At 70.8% G+C, this 21,092-nt stretch carries 15 protein-coding genes and 1 other RNA gene; 15 read left to right on the plus strand and 1 reads right to left on the minus strand.

Annotated elements, in window-relative coordinates:
* Positions 1 to 19 precede the first annotated feature (19 nt).
* The gene (gene hrpB / locus VNE60_02240) at positions 20 to 2,524 is read right to left on the minus strand and encodes an ATP-dependent helicase HrpB (GenBank protein ID HVB30326.1); all 2,505 of its coding nucleotides are present in this window, start codon (positions 2,522 to 2,524) and stop codon (positions 20 to 22) included.
* A gap of 79 nt (positions 2,525 to 2,603) precedes the next feature.
* Here hrpB and VNE60_02245 point away from each other — a divergent pair, with 79 nt between their 5' ends.
* From VNE60_02245 to VNE60_02315, 15 genes are all read left to right on the plus strand, one after another.
* Positions 2,604 to 3,785 carry an alanyl-tRNA editing protein gene (locus VNE60_02245; GenBank protein ID HVB30327.1) on the plus strand — a complete coding sequence of 394 codons (1,182 nt, stop codon included), beginning with the start codon at positions 2,604 to 2,606 and terminating at the stop codon, positions 3,783 to 3,785.
* A gap of 26 nt (positions 3,786 to 3,811) precedes the next feature.
* Positions 3,812 to 6,859 carry a hypothetical protein gene (locus VNE60_02250; protein HVB30328.1) on the plus strand — a complete coding sequence of 1,016 codons (3,048 nt, stop codon included), beginning with the start codon at positions 3,812 to 3,814 and terminating at the stop codon, positions 6,857 to 6,859.
* 147 nt (positions 6,860 to 7,006) lie between these two features.
* Positions 7,007 to 8,428, plus strand: coding sequence for a M20/M25/M40 family metallo-hydrolase (locus VNE60_02255; GenBank protein ID HVB30329.1), 1,422 nt, complete (start codon positions 7,007 to 7,009; stop codon positions 8,426 to 8,428).
* A gap of 118 nt (positions 8,429 to 8,546) precedes the next feature.
* Complete coding sequence (locus tag VNE60_02260) at positions 8,547 to 9,791, plus strand: PQQ-dependent sugar dehydrogenase (protein ID HVB30330.1); 1,245 nt, start codon at positions 8,547 to 8,549, stop codon at positions 9,789 to 9,791.
* Between the two features lie 138 nt (positions 9,792 to 9,929).
* A complete protein-coding gene (gene tal / locus VNE60_02265) occupies positions 9,930 to 11,069 on the plus strand; it encodes a transaldolase (protein ID HVB30331.1) in 1,140 nt (379 codons plus the stop codon).
* A 13-nt stretch (positions 11,070 to 11,082) separates the two neighbouring features.
* Positions 11,083 to 12,525, plus strand: a complete 1,443-nt coding sequence (gene pyk, locus VNE60_02270; protein HVB30332.1) for a pyruvate kinase — start codon at positions 11,083 to 11,085, stop codon at positions 12,523 to 12,525.
* On the plus strand, positions 12,522 to 13,307 hold the full coding sequence (locus VNE60_02275) for an MBL fold metallo-hydrolase (GenBank protein ID HVB30333.1): 786 nt from the start codon (positions 12,522 to 12,524) through the stop codon (positions 13,305 to 13,307). Before pyk ends, VNE60_02275 begins: the two co-directional genes overlap by 4 nt.
* The gene (locus tag VNE60_02280; protein ID HVB30334.1) at positions 13,304 to 14,692 is read left to right on the plus strand and encodes a glucose-6-phosphate isomerase; all 1,389 of its coding nucleotides are present in this window, start codon (positions 13,304 to 13,306) and stop codon (positions 14,690 to 14,692) included. The genes VNE60_02275 and VNE60_02280 overlap by 4 nt, the downstream gene beginning before the upstream one ends.
* Positions 14,693 to 14,798: 106 nt before the next feature.
* On the plus strand, positions 14,799 to 16,211 hold the full coding sequence (locus VNE60_02285) for a class II fructose-bisphosphate aldolase (GenBank protein ID HVB30335.1): 1,413 nt from the start codon (positions 14,799 to 14,801) through the stop codon (positions 16,209 to 16,211).
* Between the two features lie 40 nt (positions 16,212 to 16,251).
* The gene (locus VNE60_02290; protein ID HVB30336.1) at positions 16,252 to 16,683 is read left to right on the plus strand and encodes a YtxH domain-containing protein; all 432 of its coding nucleotides are present in this window, start codon (positions 16,252 to 16,254) and stop codon (positions 16,681 to 16,683) included.
* A gap of 42 nt (positions 16,684 to 16,725) precedes the next feature.
* Positions 16,726 to 17,634 (plus strand): YihY/virulence factor BrkB family protein, encoded by a 909-nt coding sequence (locus VNE60_02295; protein ID HVB30337.1) that lies wholly within the window; start codon positions 16,726 to 16,728, stop codon positions 17,632 to 17,634.
* 16 nt (positions 17,635 to 17,650) lie between these two features.
* A complete protein-coding gene (locus tag VNE60_02300; GenBank protein ID HVB30338.1) occupies positions 17,651 to 18,679 on the plus strand; it encodes a GntG family PLP-dependent aldolase in 1,029 nt (342 codons plus the stop codon).
* 63 nt (positions 18,680 to 18,742) lie between these two features.
* Positions 18,743 to 18,839, plus strand: an RNA gene (gene ffs, locus VNE60_02305) — signal recognition particle sRNA small type.
* Positions 18,840 to 18,974: 135 nt separating this feature from the next.
* On the plus strand, positions 18,975 to 20,708 hold the full coding sequence (dnaX, locus tag VNE60_02310; protein HVB30339.1) for a DNA polymerase III subunit gamma/tau: 1,734 nt from the start codon (positions 18,975 to 18,977) through the stop codon (positions 20,706 to 20,708).
* Positions 20,709 to 20,786: 78 nt separating this feature from the next.
* Entirely contained in the window at positions 20,787 to 21,092 is a 306-nt protein-coding gene (locus tag VNE60_02315) for a YbaB/EbfC family nucleoid-associated protein (GenBank protein ID HVB30340.1), read from the plus strand.

Genomic DNA, 21,092 nt, shown 5'->3' on the forward strand with positions numbered 1-21,092 from the left:
CGCTGCCGCAGCGGCGCGCTCACGTGCCGCGCGGTTTGGCGCGACGGGTCGGTTCAGCCACCAGCGGATCGTCCGGCCAGTAATGCCGCGGATAGCGGCCCCGTAAGTCCTTGCGAACGTCGAAGTAGCTTCGCTGCCAGAATCCCGCGAGGTCGGTGGTCACCTGCACCGGCCGCCGGGCCGGCGACAGCAGATGCAGCGTGAGCGGCACGCGTCCGCCCGCCACGCGCGGCGTGTCGGCCAGGCCGAACATCTCCTGCAGGCGCACCGCCAGCACGGGCGATTCCGCATTCGAGTAGTCGATCGTGATGCGCGATCCGGTCGGGACGGCGACCTGCACGGGCGCGAGCGTGTCCAGCGCCGCGCGCTGCGGCCAGGAGAGCATGCTCCGCAACGCGTCGGCCAGGTCCAACGCGCGCACGTCGTCCAGCCGCCGCGTGCCCAGCAGAAGCGGCGACAGCCACTGCTCGACCGACGCCGTCAATGCCGCGTCGGAGAGATCGGGCCACGTCGCGTCCGTGGTGCGCAGGAACGCCACGCGCTGCCGCAGCGAACGCGCGTCGTCGCTCCACGGCAGGTTGCCCACGCCGCGGCGCAGCAGCTCGCGCGCCATGACGCCGGCCACCCGGGCGGGATCGGGCTCGCCGAGCGTGGCCTCGCGAAGCGTGATCGCGCCCAGCCGCGTCACCCGCCGCGCCGCGACCGCCGCGCGCTCGGCGTTCCACGTGTACTCGTCGTCGGTGGTGACCTGATCCCCGAGTTGCGCCTCGAGGTCGGCGAGCGCGATCGGCGCCGCCAGATAGATGCGGCTCTCCGGCTGCCGGCCGTCGGTCTCGGTGACCACGAGATATTCCGCATCGCTGAATGCCGCCGCATCGCCGAGCACCGCGCCCTGGCCGTTGCGCATGAGATAGCGCGTGCGCTGGCCCACGCGGCGCTGGGCCACGCGATCGGGGTAGGCCAGCGCGAGGAGCGCGCCGAGCGGGATCTCGGCGGCGGCGCCGGGCGGCGACTCGAGCTGTGCGCGCCACCGCTGCGCCAGCTCGCGCACGCGGTGCGCGGCCGGGCCGTCCACGCGGGCGGCGGCCATGTGCGCGATGCCGCCGCGTCCGCGCAGCGCGTCCACGCGCAGGGTGAAGTCGGCCGGCGGGGGCGCGCCCTCGCCGCGCAGGATGTCGCGCTCCTCGAGCAGCGCCGCGACCGTTGCGGCGTCCGCCGCCGCGCCCAGTTCCGCGCCGCGCAGCATCAGGTGCGCCAGCCGCGGATGGGTGCCCAGCGCCGCCATCCGCGTCCCGTGGGGCGTGATCCGGCCATCGGGGCCGAGCGCGCCCAGTTCGACGAGCAGCTCGCGCGCTTGGCGGAACGCCGCCGTCGGCGGCGGATCGAGCCACTTCAAGTCCGTGGGGTGGGCGATGCCGGCGGCCGCCAGTTCGAGCGCCACCGGGGCGAGGTCGGCGGTGAGCATCTCCGGCGACTCGTGCGCCACCAGGTGATGTTCCTCCTGGGCGCTCCACAGCCGGTAGCACACCCCGGGCGCCACGCGGCCGGCGCGGCCGCGGCGCTGGTCGGCCGACGCGCGCGACACGCGCACTGTTTCCAGCCGCGTCATCCCGCTGCGCGGCGAGAAGCTGGGCCCGCGCGAGAGGCCGGCGTCGATCACCACGCGCACCCCTTCGATGGTGAGGCTGGTCTGCGCGATGCTCGTGGCGAGCACCACCTTGCGTTGGCCCGGCGGGCTGGGCTGGATGGCCTGGTCCTGTGCGTCGGCCGGGAGGTCGCCGTAGAGCGGCGCCACGTGGACCCGTGGATCGGCCAACCGGCCGGCGAGGAGTTCGCTCGTGCGACGGATCTCACCGGCGCCGGGCAGAAAGACGAGGATGTCGCCCGTGTCGTCGGCGAGGGCGCGCTGCACCGCGGCGGCCGCGTCCGGCTCCACGCGCGCGTCGGCGCGGCGCGGCAGGTAGCGCGTGTCCACCGGGAACGACCGCCCCTCGCTGCGCACGATCGGCGCGCCGCCGAGGAGCGCCGCCACCGGGTCGCCGTCGAGCGTGGCCGACATCACGAGCAGGCGCAGGTCGGGGCGGAGCAGGGCCTGCGACTGCAGCGCGAACGCCAGGCCCAAGTCGGCGTGCACGCTGCGCTCATGGAATTCGTCGAAGATGACCAGCCCGACGCCGTCCAGCGCCGGGTCGTGCTGCATGCGCCGCGTGAGGATGCCTTCGGTCACCACTTCGACGCGCGTGGTGGCGCTCACCGCCGACTCGCCGCGCACGCGGAAGCCCACCGTGCGACCCACCGGCTGGCCCAGCGTGCGCGCCATGTACCGGGCAGCGGCGCGCGTGGCCAGGCGCCGCGGCTCGAGCATCACGATCGCGCGGCCCGAGAGCCAGGGCTCGTCGAGCAGGGCCAGCGGAACGCGCGTCGTCTTGCCGGCGCCGGGTGGCGCCTGGAGCACGGCGCTCGTGTGGGCGCGGAGCGCGGCGCGGAGGGCCGGGAGCGCTTCGTCGATGGGGAGCGAATTCACGGATGTTGGACCTTGCTCTTCAAATTGCGCGTACCGTAGCGAATGTTTAGGGAGCGCTGCCCTCCCACCTCCGACGGCGATGACCGACCGGCTCTACTATAAGGATGCATACCTCACCGACTTCGACGCCACGATCGTCGAGGTCGCGGACGGCGGCCACCGGGTGTACCTGGACCGGACGGCGCTCTATCCCACGTCGGGCGGGCAGCCGTTCGACACCGGCACGCTGGGCGGGCGCCGCGTGACCGACGTGGTGGACGAGGACGACCGGATCGCCCATCTGCTCGATGGGCCGTTGGACGCGGCGGCCGGCGCCGTGCACGGCCGGGTGGACTGGGCGCGGCGGTTCGACCACATGCAGCAGCACACGGGGCAGCATCTGCTCTCGGCCGTGCTCGAGGACCTCCACGGCTGGAAGACGGTGAGCGTGCACTTCGGTGACGAGACGTCGACGCTCGACGTGAACACCGACGCCGCGCCGCGCGCCAGGCTCGACGCCGCCGAGGATCGCGCCAATGCGGTGATCGCCGAAGCGCGCGCCGTGTCGGTGTCGTTCGAGGACGCGGCGGCGCCGGGGCTGCGGAAGCCGTCGGGCCGCACCGGCGAGATCCGCGTGATCACCATTGCCGGCGTGGATCGCAGCGCCTGCGGCGGCACGCACGTGCGCGGCACGGGCGAGATCGGCGCGCTGTTGTTGCGGCGCGTCGAGAAGGTGAAGCAGGGCACGCGCATCGAGTTCGTGTGCGGCGCGCGCGCGGTGCGGCGGGCCCGCGCCGACTACGCGGCGCTGTCGTCCATCGCGCAGGCGCTGTCCAGTTCGGTGGACGATGCGCCGTCGATGGTGGAAGCGAAGCTCGCGGCGGCGCGCGACGTCGAAGCGAGCCGGCGCAGGATCGAGCGGGAGTTGGACGCTTATCGCGCGCGCGAGCGGTACGACGCCGCCACCCCCGACGCGCGCGGCGTGCGTCGCGTGATCGAACGCCGTGCCGACGGCGCGCTGGACGACCTGCGCGGACTGGCGCATGCGGTGTGCGCGCTGCCGCGTGCCGCGTTCGTGGGCACGATCGCGGCATCGGGCGCCGTGATCGCCGGCACGTCGGAAGACTCGGGGCTCGAAGCCGGCGCCGTGCTCAAGCGCGCGCTCGGCGCGGCGGGGGGGCGGGGCGGCGGCTCGCCGCGCATGGCGCAGGGGGCGGTTGGGGCGGAGCAGGGGGACGCGGTGGTGCAGGCGGTGCTCGCCGAATGGGATCACGTGTCATGACGGCGGATCGGAACAGGGGAGTCACGATGCAGGCATTCACGATTCGCGGCGCGTCGCGCGCCGCGCTCATGCTCCTGGCGCTGCCGCTCGCGGCCGGCGCCCAACGCGTGACCTACGACTCGGCGCTCTGGTCGGGGATGCACTACCGGATGATCGGGCCCGAGCGCGGCGGACGCGTGACGACCGTCACCGGCGTGCCCTCGCAGCCGCGCACCTTCTACATGGGCACCACGGGCGGCGGCGTGTGGAAGACCACCGACGCCGGCGCCTCCTGGCGCAACGTCACCGACGGCTTCCTTGCCGTGGCGTCGATCGGGGCGGTGGAGGTGTCGCGGTCCGATCCGAACATCGTGTACGTGGGCACCGGCTCGTCCAAGATCCGGAGCAACGTCTCGATCGGTCGCGGCCTCTACAAGTCCACCGACGGCGGGCATTCGTGGGCCTTCGTGGGGCTCCAGGCGGTGGGCCAGATCGCCACCGTGCGCATCGACCCCACCGATCCCGACCTGGTGTACGTGGCCGCGCAGGGTAATCCGTTCGTGCCCAACGTGGAGCGCGGCGTCTATCGCACCAGGGACGGCGGCAAGAGCTGGCAGAAGATCCTCTACGTCTCCGACAGCACCGGCGCCACGGACCTCGAACTGCAGCCCGGCCATCCCGGCGTGATCTTCGCCGCGATGTGGCACGGCCAGCGCAAGCCGTGGACCATCGTCAGCGGCGCGTACGAGGGCGGCATCTACAAGAGCAGCGACGGCGGGGACAGTTGGACCAAGCTGGGCGGCGGACTGCCCGATCAGCTGTTCGGCCGCAGCAACGTCGCGATCTCGCGGGCGATGCCCAACCGGATCTACGCGCTGATCGAGGCCAAGCCGGGCGGCGGGCTGTACCGCTCCGAGGATTCCGGCGCCACGTGGACGCTGGTGAATGCGTCGCCGAGCCTGTGGACGCGGCCGTTCTACTACACCACGCTGGGCGTGGATCCCAACGATCCGGACGTGGTGTACGTGGGCGACGAGGGCTGGTTCAAGAGCACCGACGGCGGCAAGACCTTCCGCAGCGAGCCGGTGCCGCACGGCGACAACCATGACCTCTGGATCAATCCCGACAACTCCGACGCGATGATCCAGTCCAACGACGGCGGCGCCAACGTCTCGCTGGACGGCGGCAGGACGTGGAGTTCGCAACTCAATCAGCCCACGGCCGAGATCTACCAGGTGGCGGTGGACAGCCAGTATCCGTACCGCGTGTACGGTGCGCAGCAGGACGACAACACACTCATCGTGCCCAGCCTGCCGCTGGGCAACGGGCAGGAGTGGCGCGAGGGCCCGGGGTGCGAGACGGGGCCGATCATCCCCAACACGCTCAACCCCGACACCGTGTACGGCTCGTGCAAGGGGCAGTTCAGCCGCCTCAACTTGAAGACGGCCAACGAGCAGCAGTACTGGGTGGGCGCCCAGTCGCTGTACGGTAACGGCGGCGCCGAGCTGATCTATCGCTTCCAGCGCGTGTCGCCCATGGAGGTGTCGCCGTACGATCCGAACACCGTGTACTACGGCTCGCAGTACGTCCATCGCACGCGCGACGAAGGCGTGACGTGGACGCGCATCAGCCCCGACCTGACCTGGAATCCGAAAGGCGAGCCGCAGGAGGCGAGCGGCACGCCGATCACGCGCGATGCCACCGGCGAGGAGGTGTACAGCACGCTGTATTCCATTCGCGAATCGCCGGTCAAGCGCGGCATCATCTGGACCGGCTCCAACGACGGCCTCGTGTACGTCACGCGCGACGACGGCAAGACGTGGACGAACGTGACGCCCAAAGGGCTCCAGCCCGGCGGTCGCGTGCAGAACATCGAGCCGAGCCCGCGGCGGCCGGGGTCTGCGTACGTCGCCATCTACCGCTACCTGCTCGGCGACTTCGCGCCGTACATCTACCGCACCGACGACTACGGCGCGTCGTGGACGCTGCTCACCAACGGGACGAACGGCATCCCCGGCGACTCGCCCACGCGCGTGGTGCGCGAGGATCCCGATCGCGCCGGCCTCCTGTACGCCGGCACCGAATTCGGGATGTACGTCTCGTTCGACAACGGCGCGCACTGGCAGTCGTTCCAGATGAACCTGCCGGTCACGCCCATTACCGACATCAAGGTGGCGCACAACGACCTCGTGATCTCCACGCAGGGCCGGTCGTTCTGGATTCTCGACAACCTCTCCCCGCTGCACCAACTCACGGCGCAGGTGGCGCACTCGGCCGCGCATCTGTTCACGCCGGAACAGGCCGTGCGGCACGGGGCGCGCGCCGGGTTCGGCGGCGGCCGCGGCGCCGCGGGCCCGGAGTATCCGGCGCCCGGTGCGCAGATCGACTACTACATCGGGTCGCCGCCGGCCGGCGACGTGGTGCTCCAGATCCTGGACGGCTCGGGAACGGTGATCCAGACGTTCTCGAGCGCCGCCCCGGCTGCGGTGGGCCGTGGTGGTGGGGAGGGGGGATTCCGCGGCCGGCCCGCGGCGGCGCGTGTGGAGAAGACGGTCGGCATGCACCGCTTCACCTGGGACCTCCGCTATCCCGGACCCTGGGAGAGCCCGGCGCGTCCCCAAGGACCCAACGGCCCGATGGCCGCGCCGGGCCGGTACTCGGTGCGCCTCACGGTCGGCTCGTATACCAGCACGCAGGCGTTCACGCTGATCGAGGATCCGCGCGTCACCAGCGACGGCGTGACCAGGGCCGATCTGCGGGCGCAGTTGGCCCACAACCTGCGGGCGCGCGCGTTGGTGAGCGACGTCAACCAACTCGTGGCGCGGGTGACGGCGGCCCAGGACCGGCTGCGCGGGGCCACGGGTGCCGCAGCCGATACCTTGGCCAAGGTCACGGAACTGGCCAGCCATCTGGTCACGCCGGGCATTCGGTATAGCAAGCCCGAGCTGCAGACCCACATCACGTATCTGTACGGCATGACCAACGACGCGGACCAGAAGGTCGGACGCGACGCCGTGGAGCGTTACGCGGTGTTGAAGAAGGAACTCGACGAGCGGATCCGGCAAGCGAACGCGATCCTGGGGCCGGCCAACTGAGCACTGCCCACTGGCTACCGCGGGGCCGCGATAGCCAGTGGGCAGTCCGCCAGCGAGTTGGTTTGAACGGTGGGCCCGTATTCCGTATTATTCCCCGGTCCGGCGCCGCCCCGGCGCCGCGGCTCCCGCGTCCCTGCCCCCCGCCTCATGCCCGAGTCCAACCCACGTCGCGGTTCCGCGGCGCTGATCGTCGCGCTGACGGTGCTCCTGACCGTCCCGGCCGTCTCCCGCGCGCAGTCGCTCGCCGACCAGTACCGCGGTCCGGCCAATCGGCTGATCGACGCCGCCATGGCCGATACCACGGCGTACAGCCGGTTGGCCGACATGACCGACAGCTTCGGCAATCGACTGAGCGGATCGCCCAACCTCGAGCACGCCATCGACTGGATCCTGGCGCGCATGAAGGCCGACGGCCTGGCCAACGTGCACGGCGAGCCGGTGATGGTGCCGCACTGGGTGCGCGGCGAAGAATCGGCGGAGTTGGTGCAGCCGCGCGCCTACCAGCTCCACATGCTGGGGCTCGGCGGCAGCGTGGCCACGCCGCCGCAGGGCATCACCGCCCCGGTGCTCGTGGTGAAGAGCTTCGACGATCTCGCCGCGCACGCCGACCAGGCCAAGGGGAAGATCGTGATCTTCGACTCCCCCTTTCCCACCGACGTCCCGCCCATGGAGGGGTACCGCATCAACGTCGCGTACCGCGGCGGCGCCGCGTCGGCGGCGGCCGCGGTGGGTGCGGTCGCGGCCCTCATCCGCTCGGTGACGCCCCACTCGCAGCAGACCCCGCACACCGGCTCGCTGCGCTACGCGCCCGGCGTACCGAAGATCCCCTCGGCCGCGCTCAGCGTGGAAGACGTGGAGATGATCCACCGGATGCAGGACCGCGGCAATCCGATCGTGCTCACCCTGCGCATGCAGGCGCACACGGAGCCCGACGCGCCGTCGCGGAACATCGTGGCCGAGCTGCGGGGGTCGGAGAAGCCCGATGAGGTCGTGGTGCTGGGCGGACACATCGATTCGTGGGACGTGGGCGAGGGCGCCATGGACGACGGCGGTGGCAGCTTCGCCGCCTGGGAGGCCGTGCGGCTGATGCAGGCCCTGGGACTCAAGCCGCGGCGCACGGTGCGCGTGGTGATGTGGGTGAACGAGGAGAACGGCGGACGCGGCGGGCGGGCCTATCACGACGCGCATCTGGCGGAGCTTCCCAGGCACGTGGCGGCCATGGAGTCGGACAACGGCGTCTTCCGTCCCGATGGCTTCCGCTTCCAGGGCAGCGACTCGGCGCTGGTCATCGCCAAGCAGATCGGCGCCCTGCTCGCGCGCATCGGCGCGTCCAACGTCGTGGCCGGCGATCCCGAGGCGGACGTCGAGGCCACGATCCACACCGGCGTGCCCGGGTTCGCGCTCAACGTGGACGACTCGCGCTACTTCTGGTTCCATCACACCGCGGCCGACATGATGACCGTCATCGACCCCGACGACTTCCGCCGCTGCATCGCGACGATGGCCGTGATGGCGTACGTGCTGGCGGACATGCCGGATCCGTTGCCGCGAGTGACGGTAGGACGGTAGGGGGGTAGGGGGGTAGGACGGGAACGGCGTTCCGCAGTCATCCGTCCTACCCCCCTACCCCCCTACCGTCCTGCCATCCTATTGTACCAACCCTCACGTTCCACGGAGTTCCACCCGCATGAAGATCCTCGCATTCACCCTCCTCGCCGCGCTCGCCCCGCTCTCCGCCACGGCCCAGCGCTGTGCGCCACAGAGCGCCCCTCTCGACCTTCCCAAGGGATTCTGCGCCACCCTGTTCACCGCCAACGTGCAGGGCGCGCGCCACATGGTGGTGGCGCCCAACGGGGACGTGTTCGTGGCCGGCCGCGGCGGTCGTGGGTCCGCCACGGCCATCACTGCGCTCCGCGACACCAACCACGACGGCGTGGCGGACATCCGCAAACAGTGGGGCGACTTCAGTTCCAGCGAGGTGCGCCTGTTCGACGGCTACCTGTACGCCGAGAACGGCACCGGCGTGGTGCGCTATCCGATGGCCGCCGGCCAACTCGAGCCGTCGGGACCGCCCGACACGATCGTCAAGGATCTGCCGGCCGGCGGCAACCACCCGCTCAAGACCTTCGTCATCGACCGGAATGGCGTGATGTACGTGAACGTCGGCACCGCCACCAACGCGTGCCAGGCCAAGGATCGGCAGAAGGGCGTGCCGGGCATCGATCCGTGCGTGGAGCGCGAGACCCGCGGCGGCATCTGGAAGTTCGACGCCCGGAAGAAGGATCAGACGCAGGCCATGGGCGAGCACTATGCCATCGGCATCCGCAATTCGGTGGGCATGGACATCAACCCCGCCGACAACACGCTGTGGGTCATGCAGCACGGGCGCGACCAGCTCAACCTGTGGCCCGAATACGCCGACATGGCCAGCGCCGAATCGCCCGCCGAGGAGCTGATCCACGTGCAGGAGCACGGCGACTACGGCTGGCCCTACTGTTACTTCGACGTGCCCAAGCACCAGTTGATGCTCGCCCCGGAATACGGCGGTCACGACGACCGGCAGGGCCGGTGCGCCGAGGCGAAGGGGCCGGTGGCCACGTTCCCCGCGCACTGGGCGCCCAACGGGCTCATGTTCTACCGCGGCGGCAACTTCCCCGCCGCGTATCGGCACGGCGTGTTCATCGCCTTCCACGGCTCGTGGAACCGCGCCCCCGAGCCGCAGGCCGGCTACCGCGTGGTGTTCCAGCCGCTCAACGGCAACGCCGCGGGTGGCGCGTACCAGACGTTCGCCGGCGGGTTCTTCACCGATGGCAAGTTCACCGCGCTGGGCGGGCGCCCCACGGGGCTGGCCGAGGGTCCGGACGGCGCCCTGTACATCGCCGATGATCAGCACGGGCGGGTGTTCCGCGTGGTGTACGTGGGCGAGCGGTAGCCGGACGCGAGCGCGTCGCGCTCGCGCAACGACCGCGCGCGGCTGCGGGAACATGTGACGTCCCCGAGCCGCGCGTGGTATGTTCAGGACAAGGGCGTGCCCCCACCCGCCGCCCAGCCTTCAGCACTGAGTACTACCATGACCGACACCAGACTCCAGCGTCTGCACGACGCCGGCCAATCCATCTGGCTCGATTTCATCGAGCGCGCGATGCTGCACAACGGCGACCTCACCCGGCGCATCGCCCAGGATTCGCTCACCGGGATGACGTCCAATCCCACGATCTTCGAGAAGGCGCTGGCTGAAGGCGACGCCTACGACGCGCAGATCCGCTCGTTGGAGGGCGACTACACGGCCCCCGAGCTGTTCGAACTGCTCGCCACCACCGACGTCCGCAACGCGTGCGATGTGTTCGCGACGGTGTACCGCGCCACCAAGGGCGGCGACGGTTATGTCTCGATCGAGGTCTCGCCGGCCGCCGCCAACGACGCCGCGGCCACGGTCGCCGAGGCGAAGCGCCTGTGGAACACGGTCAGCCGGCCGAACGTGATGATCAAGGTGCCCGGCACGGTCGAAGGCGCCACGGCGGTGCGCCAGCTCATCGCCGAGGGCATCAACGTCAACATCACCCTCCTGTTCGCCATCGCCGCCCACGATCGCGTGATCGAGGCCTACCTGTCGGGACTCGAAGATCGCGTCTCCCGCGGCAAGCCGATCGACGAGATCGCCTCGGTGGCCAGCTTCTTCGTGAGTCGTGTCGATACCGAGGTGGACAAGCGGCTCGACCTCATGGCGCGCCAGGACGCCGGTCACGCCGATGCGTTCTCGGCGCTCAAGGGCAAGGCGGCGGTGGCCAATGCGAAGCTCGCGTACGCGTTGTTCGCCGAGCGCTTCGTCGGCCCGCGCTGGGACGCGCTGCGCGCCAGGGGGGCGCGGCTGCAGCGGCCGCTCTGGGCCAGCACGAGCACCAAGAACCCGGCCTATCGCGACGTGATCTACGTGGAGGAGCTCATCGGCCCCGACACCGTCAACACGATGCCGCCGGCCACCCTCGAGGCGTTCCGCGATCACGGCGAGGTGCGCCGCACGATCGATGCCAACCTCGACGCCGCGCGCCGCGACCTCGCGTCCCTCCGGGCCGCCGGGATCTCGCTCGACGACGTCACCGACACCCTGCTCGTGAGCGGGCTGGCCAGTTTCCAGAAATCCTATGATTCGCTGATCGCCGGGCTCGCGCAGAAGTCCGAATCGCTCGGCCGCCATCTCGCCGCGCGCTGAGGACGTCCGACACGTGAAAGCTCTCGATACGCGCAACCGGCCGCCGGGCGCGGCGGCCTTCTGCAGCACGAAGATCGTCTGCACCCTGGGCCCCGCCACCGCGTCGGCCGACGCCGTGGCCGGACTGATCGAAGCGGGCATGAACGTGGCCCGCGTCAACTTCTCGCACGGCACGCACGAACAGCACGCCGAAACCATCGCCCGGGTGCGATCGGTGGCCGATGCCATGGGCAAGCCGGTGGCCATCCTCGGCGATCTCCAGGGGCCCCGCATCCGCATCGGCGACCTGGCCGGTCCGCTCGAACTGGCCGAGGGCGCGGAGATCGTGCTCGCGCCCGAGCACGTGGCGCACGGCGCCGACGTCCCCGTCACCTACGCGCGCCTGGCCGACGACGTGACCGACGGCGACCGCGTGCTCGTGGACGACGGCCTGCTCGAGCTGGTGGTGCTCGAGGTCCATGGCCCCAAGGTGGCGGTGCGCGTGCTGCACGGCGGACTCCTCAGGAGCCACAAGGGAATGAATCTGCCCGGCGTCCAGGTCTCGGCGCCGTCGATCACCGACAAGGATCGCGAGGACGTGGCGTTCGCCATCGAGCAAGGGCTCGAATACCTCGCTCTCAGCTTCGTGCGCCGCGCCGAGGACATCGCCGAGCTGCGCACGCTCATCCCGCGCCATCTGCTCGTCGTGGCCAAGATCGAGAAGGACTCGGCGCTCGAGAACATCGAGAGCATCGTGCGCGCCTCCGACGGCGTGATGGTGGCCCGCGGCGACCTCGGCGTGGAGTTGCCGTTCGAGGAGGTGCCGTTCGCGCAGAAGCGCATCATCGCCATCGCCAACAAACTCGGCCGCCCGGTGATCACGGCCACGCAGATGCTCGAGTCGATGTTCACGAACCCGCGGCCCACGCGCGCCGAGGCGAGCGACGTGGCCAACGCGATCCTCGACGGCACCGACGCGGTGATGCTCTCCGCCGAGACCGCCACCGGCCAGTATCCGCGCCTCGCCGTGGAGGCGATGACGCGCATCATACGCGAGATCGAGCGCCGCCGCAGCGCCGAGCCGCGCGACCTCTGGCGCGAACTGGACGGCGAGGTCTCCAACGAGTTCGCCATCGCCGCCGCGAGCGCCGCGGCCGTGCGCATGCTCCACGCGCCGGTGCTGATCGTGTTCACCAAGAGCGGCTTCAGCGCGCGCATCGTGGCCTCGCAGCGGCCCGGCGTGCCGATTCTCGTGCTCACCGACGTGGCGCGCACGTATCGGCAGCTCGGCCTCGTGTGGGGGGTGATCCCCGAGCTCGTCCCGCACTGCGACACCTACGAAGCCATGGTGCGCGTGGCCGTCGACGTGGTCAACCGCCGGCAGCTCGCGCGGCCCGGCGACCGCGTGGTCGTCACCGCCGGCGTGCCGTTTGACGTGCCCGGGTCCACCAATACGCTCAAGGTGGAGACGGTGTGAAGCTCACGTTCCTCGGAACCGGCACGAGCTTTGGCGTTCCCCAACTGGGGTGCCACTGCGCGGTGTGCAACTCGGCCGATCCGCGGGACAAGCGCACGCGCGTGGGCGCGGTGGTGGAGGGGCAGGGCGGGGCGCGTCTGTTGCTCGATACGCCGCCCGAGTTGCGCCTGCAGCTCATCGCCGCCGGCATCGATCGCGTGGACGCGGTGCTGTTCACCCACGACCATGCCGACCATACGCACGGCCTCGACGACATCCGCGCCATCTCGGTGCGCCGCGACGGGCCGCTGCCGTTCTACGGATCGGAACAGACGCTGGCCAGCCTCCGCGCCAAGTTCGGCTACGTGTTCGACGAGAACGTGCGCCCACTGCCCGGCACGTCCAAGCCCGAAGGGCGGGCCATCGCGTTCCGGCACGGCGAGCTGTTCTCGGTGGCCGGCATCGACGTGCTCCCGTTCGCCGTGCCCCACGGCCGCATGACCGTGACCGGGTTTCGCATCGGCCCCCTGGCCTACATCACCGACGCCAAGAGCATCCCCGACGACGTGATGGCGGTGATCCGCGGCGCCCGCGTCCTCGTGCTGAACGCCCTCTTCCGAACCGAGCACCCCACCCACCTCAGCATCCCCGACGCCATTCGCGTGGCCGGCCAGGTGGGCGCCGAGCGTACGTATCTCACGCACCTCACGCACGACAACTTTCACGCGGATCTCGAAGCCGAGCTGCCGCGGGGCATCAGCCCCGCGTTCGACGGCCTCACGGTTCGCATCGACGGACCATGACCATTCGCATCGACTACACCAACATGCTCGCCGGCGCCGTGGCGGGGGGCGTCTCCGCCAACGCCTGGGAGACCGCGCAGCGCGACTTCGCCGGCGTCCACGGCGCCGTGCGGGCGTTGCGCGCCACCGGCGCGCTGGGATTCCTGGATCTGCCCGGCAACGCCGCGCTCCACGCCCAGTCCACCGCCTTCGCTGCCGGCGCCCGCGGCAAGTTCGACGACGTCGTCCTGCTCGGCATCGGCGGGTCGGCGCTCGGCCCCATCGCCCTGCGCACCGCCCTCTGCAAGCACGACTGGAATGCGCTGTCGGGCGCCGAGCGGGGCGGGTGGCCGCGCCTGCACGTGCTCGACAACGTGGATCCCGGCACCATCGCCGCGCTGCTGGCGCGGCTCGATCTCGAGCGCGCGCTGTTCCTGGTCACCTCCAAATCGGGCGGCACCGCCGAGACCATGGCCCAGTACCTGATCGTCCGTGGCCAGCTCAATGCCAGGTTCGGCGCCGGCGCGCGCGACCACCTGGTGTTCGTCACCGATCCCAAGAACGGCGCGCTGCGCGACATCGCCGGCCAGGAGGGCGTGCCGGCGCTCGACATTCCGCCCAACGTGGGGGGGCGGTTCAGCGTGCTCACGCCCGTGGGCGTCCTCCCCGCCGCGCTGCTCGGCGTGGACACCGCGGCGCTGCTCGCGGGGGCCGCCGACATGGCCGCGCGGTGCGACACCGCCACGCTCCGCGACAACCCGGGCGCCGTGTTCGGCGTGCTCCAATGGCTGGCCGACACCACGCTCGGCCGCGGCGTGCACGTGCTCATGCCGTACTCCGATCCCCTGCGCGACATCGCCGCCTGGTTCGTGCAGCTCTGGGCCGAGAGCCTGGGCAAGCACCGCGCGCCGGGCGACCCCGGCGTGGGCCCTACCCCCCTCGCCTCGCACGGCGCCACCGACCAGCACAGCCAGGTGCAACTGTTCATGGAGGGCACGCCCAACAAGACCATCAGCTTCATCCAGCTGGGCGAGCATCCGGTGGACGTGCCGATCCCCGCGCTGCACCAGGATGTGCCCGAACTCGCCTACCTGGGCGGCCACCATCTGGGCGAGCTGATCGACATCGAGCGGCGGGCCACCGCAGGCGCGCTGGCCCGCCGCGGACGTCCCAACCTCACCATCCATGCCGACCGGGCCGACGCCTGGCACGTGGGGGCGCTGTTGATGCTGCTCGAAGTGGCCACCATCTACGCCGGCCAGCTGTACGGCGTCGACGCGCTCAACCAACCGGGTGTGGAGCTGGGCAAGCAGTTCACGTACGCCATGCTCGGCCGCGCCGACGCCGGGGCGGCGCGCAAGGAGTGGGACACGCTGCCCAAGCCCGATCCTCGGGCCTCGGTATAACCGACGGCTTGATCCCGCCCGCCGCATAGGTGAACTTCCGAAGACCGACTGACTTCCGGGCTCCGGCGGCGCGCCTGCGCTGCTCTGGTCCGGATACGAGGAAGCCATGCCCGACACGATCGAGTCTCTGAACGGCCTGTTCGGCGCCGCGGTATCGGTGACGAACGGCCGCGTGCAGGTGAAGGACGCCGCGCCGCTGGCCGGCCCGGCGATGGACCAACTGGTCCGCGCCGCCGTGTTCGGCGATCCGGTGGCCCAGTCCCACGCGCGGTGGATGCTCTGGGAGTTGGGGCAGGCGGTGGGCGTGCGCCCGGCATCCATTCACGATCTCTACATGGCTCGCGGCCGCGGGGCGGTGCACGGCTTCACCGTGCCCGCCATCAACGTGCGCGGCATGGCCTACGACACCGCGCGGTCGATCTTCCGCACCGCCGTTCGCATGCGCGCGGGCGCCTTCCTGCTCGAGATCGCGCGTTCAGAGATCGCATATACCGATCAGCGGCCGGCGGAGTACGTGGCGGTCCTGCTCGCGGCGGCGCTGCGCGAGGGGTTCCGCGGCCCGGTGTTCATCCAGGGCGACCACTTCCAGGTGAACGCCAAGAAGTTCGCCGTCGATGCGGCCACCGAGGTGGGCGGCGTGAAGCAGCTCGCCACCGAGGCCATCCATGCCGGCTTCTTCAACATCGACATCGATACCTCGACGCTGGTGGACATCAGCAAGGCCACCCTCGACGAGCAGCAGCGGCTCAACTACGAGGTGGGCACCGACATCCTGACGCACGTGCGCGCCGCCGAGCCCAGGGGCGTGACGATCTCGGTGGGCGGCGAGATCGGCGAGGTGGGCACGGCCAACAGCACGGTCGAGGAGTTGCAGGCCTACATGAACGGCTTCATCCGTTCGGCGCCCAAGGGCATGGTCGGCGTCTCCAAGATCAGCGTGCAGTCGGGCACGTCGCACGGCGGCGTCGTGCTGCCCGACGGCACGATCGCCGACGTGAAGCTCGATCTCGACACGCTGGAGCGCCTGTCCAAGGTGGCGCGCGACGAGTACGGCCTCGCCGGCGCCGTGCAGCACGGCGCGTCCACGCTCCCCGACAGCGCGTTCCACCATTTCCCCGAGCGCGAGACGGCGGAGATCCATCTGGCCACCAACTTCCAGAACATGCTCTTCGACCATCTGCCGGCGGCGCTGCGCGACGAGATCTACGCCTGGCTGGCGGTGAACGCTCAGGGCGAGCGCAAGGCGACCGACTCCGACGAGCAGTTCTTCTACAAGACGCGCAAGAAGGCGCTGGGTCCGTTCAAGCGCCGGCTGTGGGATCTGCCGGCGGACAGCAAAGCCACCCTGGCCGCGGCGTACGATCAGAAGTTCGGGTTCCTGTTCGACCAGTTGAAGATCGGGAACACCGCGGCCGTCGTGGCGCAGTATGTGCAGGCGCCCGCGATCCATCGCCCGGCGCCCGATGGGGCGACGGCCGCGGTGGCGGCGGCGCCCGACGATGCCGACGCCGGCGAGTGACACGCTCGGGCGCCGCGTTCTTTCTCGCAGGGAGGTACCGATGACCGACCACATGCGCAACGACGATCGCCAGATCGTGATCGAGAAGTCTTCCTCCGGGGTCGCGCCGTTCCTGATCGGGCTGGCCATCGGCGCCGGCGCCGCGCTGTTGTTCGCGCCCCAGTCGGGCGAGCAGACGCGCCGCGATATCGCGCGCCGCGGGCGCCGCATCAAGCTCCGCGCGCGCGAGGCGGCCGAGGACCTGCGCGACAAGGCCGAGGAGACGTACCAGGACGCGCGCGCGGGACTCGAGGACACGATCGACTCGGCGCGCGAGGCCGTGGGGCGCGGCAAGCGGCAGGTGTCGCGGGCCGTGGGCACCGGGCGCGCCGCGGCGCATCAGGCGCGGGAAGACCTGGAGCGCCGGTTGGCGGCCTCCAAGGCGGCGTATCAGGCCGGCGTCGAGTCGTCGAACGCCGACGGCGAAGAATAGCCGATCGGCGCCCACCATCCACCGCCCCCCGGCGCGCGAAGCATGACCCGGCGGCCACGCTTCTCCGCATTCCGGTGGGCGGTGCGCGATTACGTCGTGCGCATGTGGGACAATGCGTACGAGGACAACGTGCTGTTCCTCGCCAGCGGCATCGCGTTCGACGTCCTGCTGGCGTCGGTCCCGTTCGTGATCACCCTCGTGTCGGGGGTGACGCTGGCGCTCAACATGTCGGCGGCCACGTCGAATGCCGAGATCACCGACATCGTCGATCGCATGCTCCCGCCGCACAGCGACGCCATGGGCGTGGCGGTGCACCGCATTCTCGACGACGCCCTGCGCACCCACCACTCGCTCGGCCTGTGGAGCGCCCTCATCTTCCTGTTCCTGTCCACGCGGCTGTTCGCGTCGTTGCGCACCGTGCTCGCCGAGGTGTTCGACATCGAGGCCACGCGCGGGATCATCGACGGCAAGCTGTTCGACATCCGCATGACGATCTTCGCCACGCTGCTGTTCGTGGCCAACACCATGGTCTCGGCGTATCTCACCATGGCCCGCTCGCGGAGCGCGGAGATCCTCATCGACATCGGACTCCGCAAGAGCGCCATGGGGCCCATCGAGTACGTGGTCGGGCGCATCGTCGCGTTCACGTTCCTCGCCCTCATGTTCTTCGCCATCTATCGCTACCTGCCGGCGCGCAAGATCCGCTGGCAGACGGCGTTCGTGGCCTCGATGTTCACGAGCGTCTTCTTCGAGCTCGCCAAGCAGCTCTTCTCCGTCTTCATCAACCACGTCAACACCGCCTCCGTCTACTCCGGCACGCTGGCCGCGGTCGTGATCATCGTCGTCTGGGTGTACTACTCGGCGATCGTGCTCATCCTCGGCGGCGAGGTGGGCCAGGTGTACGAACTGCGGCGCATTCGGCGCACGCAGCGCGAGGTATTCACCGAATGACACCACCCCCTTCCCCATGACGTCCATCGATCTCCGCAGCGACACGGTCACCCGGCCCTCCCCCGACATGCGGCGCGCCATGGCCGATGCCGAGGTGGGCGACGACGAGCGCGACGGCGACCCCACCACGCTGCGGCTCGAACGGCGCGTGGCCGAGTTGCTCGGCAAGGAGCGCGCGCTGTTCTTCCCCAGCGGCGTCATGGCCAACCAGGCGGCGGTCAACCTCCACACCCGGCCCGGCACCGAGGTCATCCTCGATCAGGACGCGCACATCGTCCACTGGGAGATGGCGGGCGTGGCCGCCCTGAGCGGCGCGCAGATCCGTCCCGTGGCCCCGTCGGGCATCGTCGCCACCGCCGACGACATGCGGCGCTACGTGCGCCCCAGGGCGCGCCACATGACCAGCCCCAGCCTCGTGTGCGTGGAGAACACGCACAACGGCGCCGGCGGCAAGATCGTGCCGTTGTCCGAGATGCGCGCCATCCGCGCCTTCGCCACCGAGCTCGGGCTGCCCGTGCATATGGACGGCGCGCGCCTGTGGAACGCGTCCGTCGCCTCCGGCGTCCCGCTCCACGACTTCGCCGCCTGCGCCGACACCGTGATGGTCGCGTTCTCCAAGGGACTCGGGGCGCCGATCGGCGCCGCCGTGGCCGCGTCCGGACCCGCCGTCGACGCGCTGTGGGGCATCCGCAAGCGGTTCGGCGGCGCCATGCGCCAGTCGGGCATCATCGCCGCCGGCGCGCTGTACGGGCTCGAGCACAACCGGTCGCAGCTGGCCCAGGACCACGCCAATGCCCGCGCGTTCGCGGGCATCGTGGAGGGCGCGGGCGGGGCCACGGTCGTGGCGCCGGATACCAACATCGTGATGGTCGATCTGCCCCACGGCCGGCAGGCCGCGCCGCTGGTCCAGGCATGCGCGGCCGCGGGCGTGCTGCTCTCCGGGTGGTCGGCCACGCGCATCCGCGCCGTCACGCATCTTGACGTGACGGCGGATCAGGTGCGCGCCGCCGCCGAGGTGCTGGCCCGGGAGTTGGCAAGGGCCTGACCGCCGCTCGTCCGGGAAATCGCGGCTTGAGGGGGCGTCTCTCCCAGGCTAACTTCAGATCGTTCCAGGCCCCGGAGGGCGTGAGCCTTCTAACTCCGTCAGGGCCCCGAAGGCAGCAGCGGCATGAAGTGTCTGGCGTCGCTTCGTCAGGCCTGGGACACTGCGCGGGCGGTGCATCTCCCCTACCGGGAGGTACCGCCCGCGCGGCATTTTGGGGCCCGGTCGCCCGTCACTTTCGACGCCGGGGTTCGGCTGTAGATTGCCAGTGAACCTCCCGCCGCCCACTGCCCAACCCGTGTCCATCGCCCTCGCCCGCAAGTACCGCCCCAAGTCGTTCGCCGACGTCGCCGTCCAGTCGCACGTCGCGAACACGCTCAAGGGGGCGATCGCGCGCGGCCGCGTGGCCCACGGCTACCTGCTCTGCGGCCCCCGCGGCGTGGGCAAGACCACGCTCGCGCGCGTGCTCGCCATGGCGCTCAACTGCGAGGCCAAGGGAGACGACGGGGAGCCGTGCGGACAGTGCACGTCCTGCCTGCGCATCTGGAGCGGCGGCGCGTCGCTCGACGTGGTCGAGATCGACGCCGCGTCCAACCGCGGCGTGGACGACGCCCGCGAGCTGCGCGAGCGCGCCATGTACGCGCCGTCCGGCGAGCACGGCTACAAGGTGTACATCGTGGACGAGGCGCACATGCTCACCCGCGAGGCGTGGAACGCGTTGCTCAAGATCCTCGAGGAGCCGCCGCCGCGCGTGGTGTTCGTGTTCGCCACCACCGAGCCGCAGAAGATCGCCCAGGCCGCGGCGCCGGTCCTGAGCCGCCTCCAGCGCTTCGATTTCAAGCGCATGGGCCCGGGGGACATCCGCATCCGGCTGGAGACGATCCTCGCCGCCGAGCAGGTGACGGCCGAGCCCGAGGCGCTGCTCATGATCGCCCGCGCCGCCGACGGCTCGATGCGCGACGCCCTCAGCCTCACCGATCAGGTGCTGTCCATGGACGAGGGCGCGCTCACCGCGGCCCGCGTGCGCGAGGCGCTGGGCCTCGTGCCCGAAGACGAATTCATCGCCCTCCTCGACCTCATCGCCGAGCGGCGCGCCGGCGACGTCTTCCCGTTCGTGGCCCGTGTGGCCGACGCCGGCGTGGATTTCGGCACCTTCCTCACCGGCCTCGCCGACATGCTGCGGGCGCAGCTCGCCGTCACGCTCGGCGGCACCGCGCCCGAGGTCTCGGAGTCCGCCCGCCACGCGCTGTCGGCCCGCGCCGGCAAGCTCGCGGCCGGCGACCTGCTGCGCATGCTCACCGGCGTGGCCGACCTGGAGCCGCAGTTCCGCAAGAGCGGCCAGCAGCAAATCCTGATCGAGATGCTCCTGGTGCGGTTCGCGCTCATGGATCGCACGCTGGCGATCGAGGACGTGCTCCGGGCGATGGGCGGGCAGAGCGGCGCCAGCGGAGCCACGGCCACCCGGCCGGCGGCCGCCGCCCCGGCTCCGTCACGCGCCCCGGCGCCGCCCCGCCGCGATGCCGCGCCCGCCGTTCGCGAGCCCGCCCCGCCACGCCCAGTCCCCGCGGACGCGCCGGCCCCACAGAAGGCGGCCCCCGTCCCGCTGGCAGATGCCCCGGTCTCGCCCGTTGCCGCTCAGGTGCCCCTGGATCTGAACGTGCTGGCCGGACGCTGGGACCAGTTGGTGGACCGGGTGAGGGCCACGGGAATGGGCGTCCTCGCCGCCGCGCTGCAAAATGCGATGCCCTCGGCCGTCTCCACCAGGGACGGCGGCGAGGTGACCGTGCGGCTGGACGAGGCCAACCCCTTCCACGCCCAGGCCATCGAGGAGAAGCGGTCGGAGATCCTGGCCATCCTGCGCGAATGGTTCATCGGCGTGTCCCGGATCACGGTGATGTCGGAGGCCCAGGCGGCGGCGCCCAAGCGTCTGACCGACGAGATGATCCGGAGCGAGCGGCTGGCCAAGCTTCGGCAGCGGAATCCGGTGCTCGGCGCGGCGATCGACGTCCTCGATCTGGACGTCGTGGACTGACGCCATCGGCTTGCCTAAGTCCCTTGGCACGGCGTAGTTTAACTCTCCACCCCCGCAGCGGTTTCGATGCGAGATTTCATGAAGATCCTGCAGCAGGCGCAGGAGATGCAGGGCAAGGTTCAGCAGGTGCAGGCCGAGCTGGAGCAGATGACCGTCACGGGGTCCGCCGGCGGCGGGCTGGTGAGCGTGGAGGTCAACGGCGCCGGCGTGGTTCGGCGCGTGAAGATCGACCCCAGCGTGGTGAATCCGGCCGACGTCGAGATGCTGGAGGACCTCGTCCTCGTGGCGACCACGGAGGCGCAGAAGAAGGCGCAGGTCCAGGCTCAGGAACACATGGGGGCGCTGACGGGCGGACTTCAACTCCCGTTCAAGCTGCCTTTCTGA

This window comes from Gemmatimonadaceae bacterium (assembly GCA_035533755.1).
Classification (GTDB): Bacteria; Gemmatimonadota; Gemmatimonadetes; order Gemmatimonadales; family Gemmatimonadaceae; genus JAGWRI01.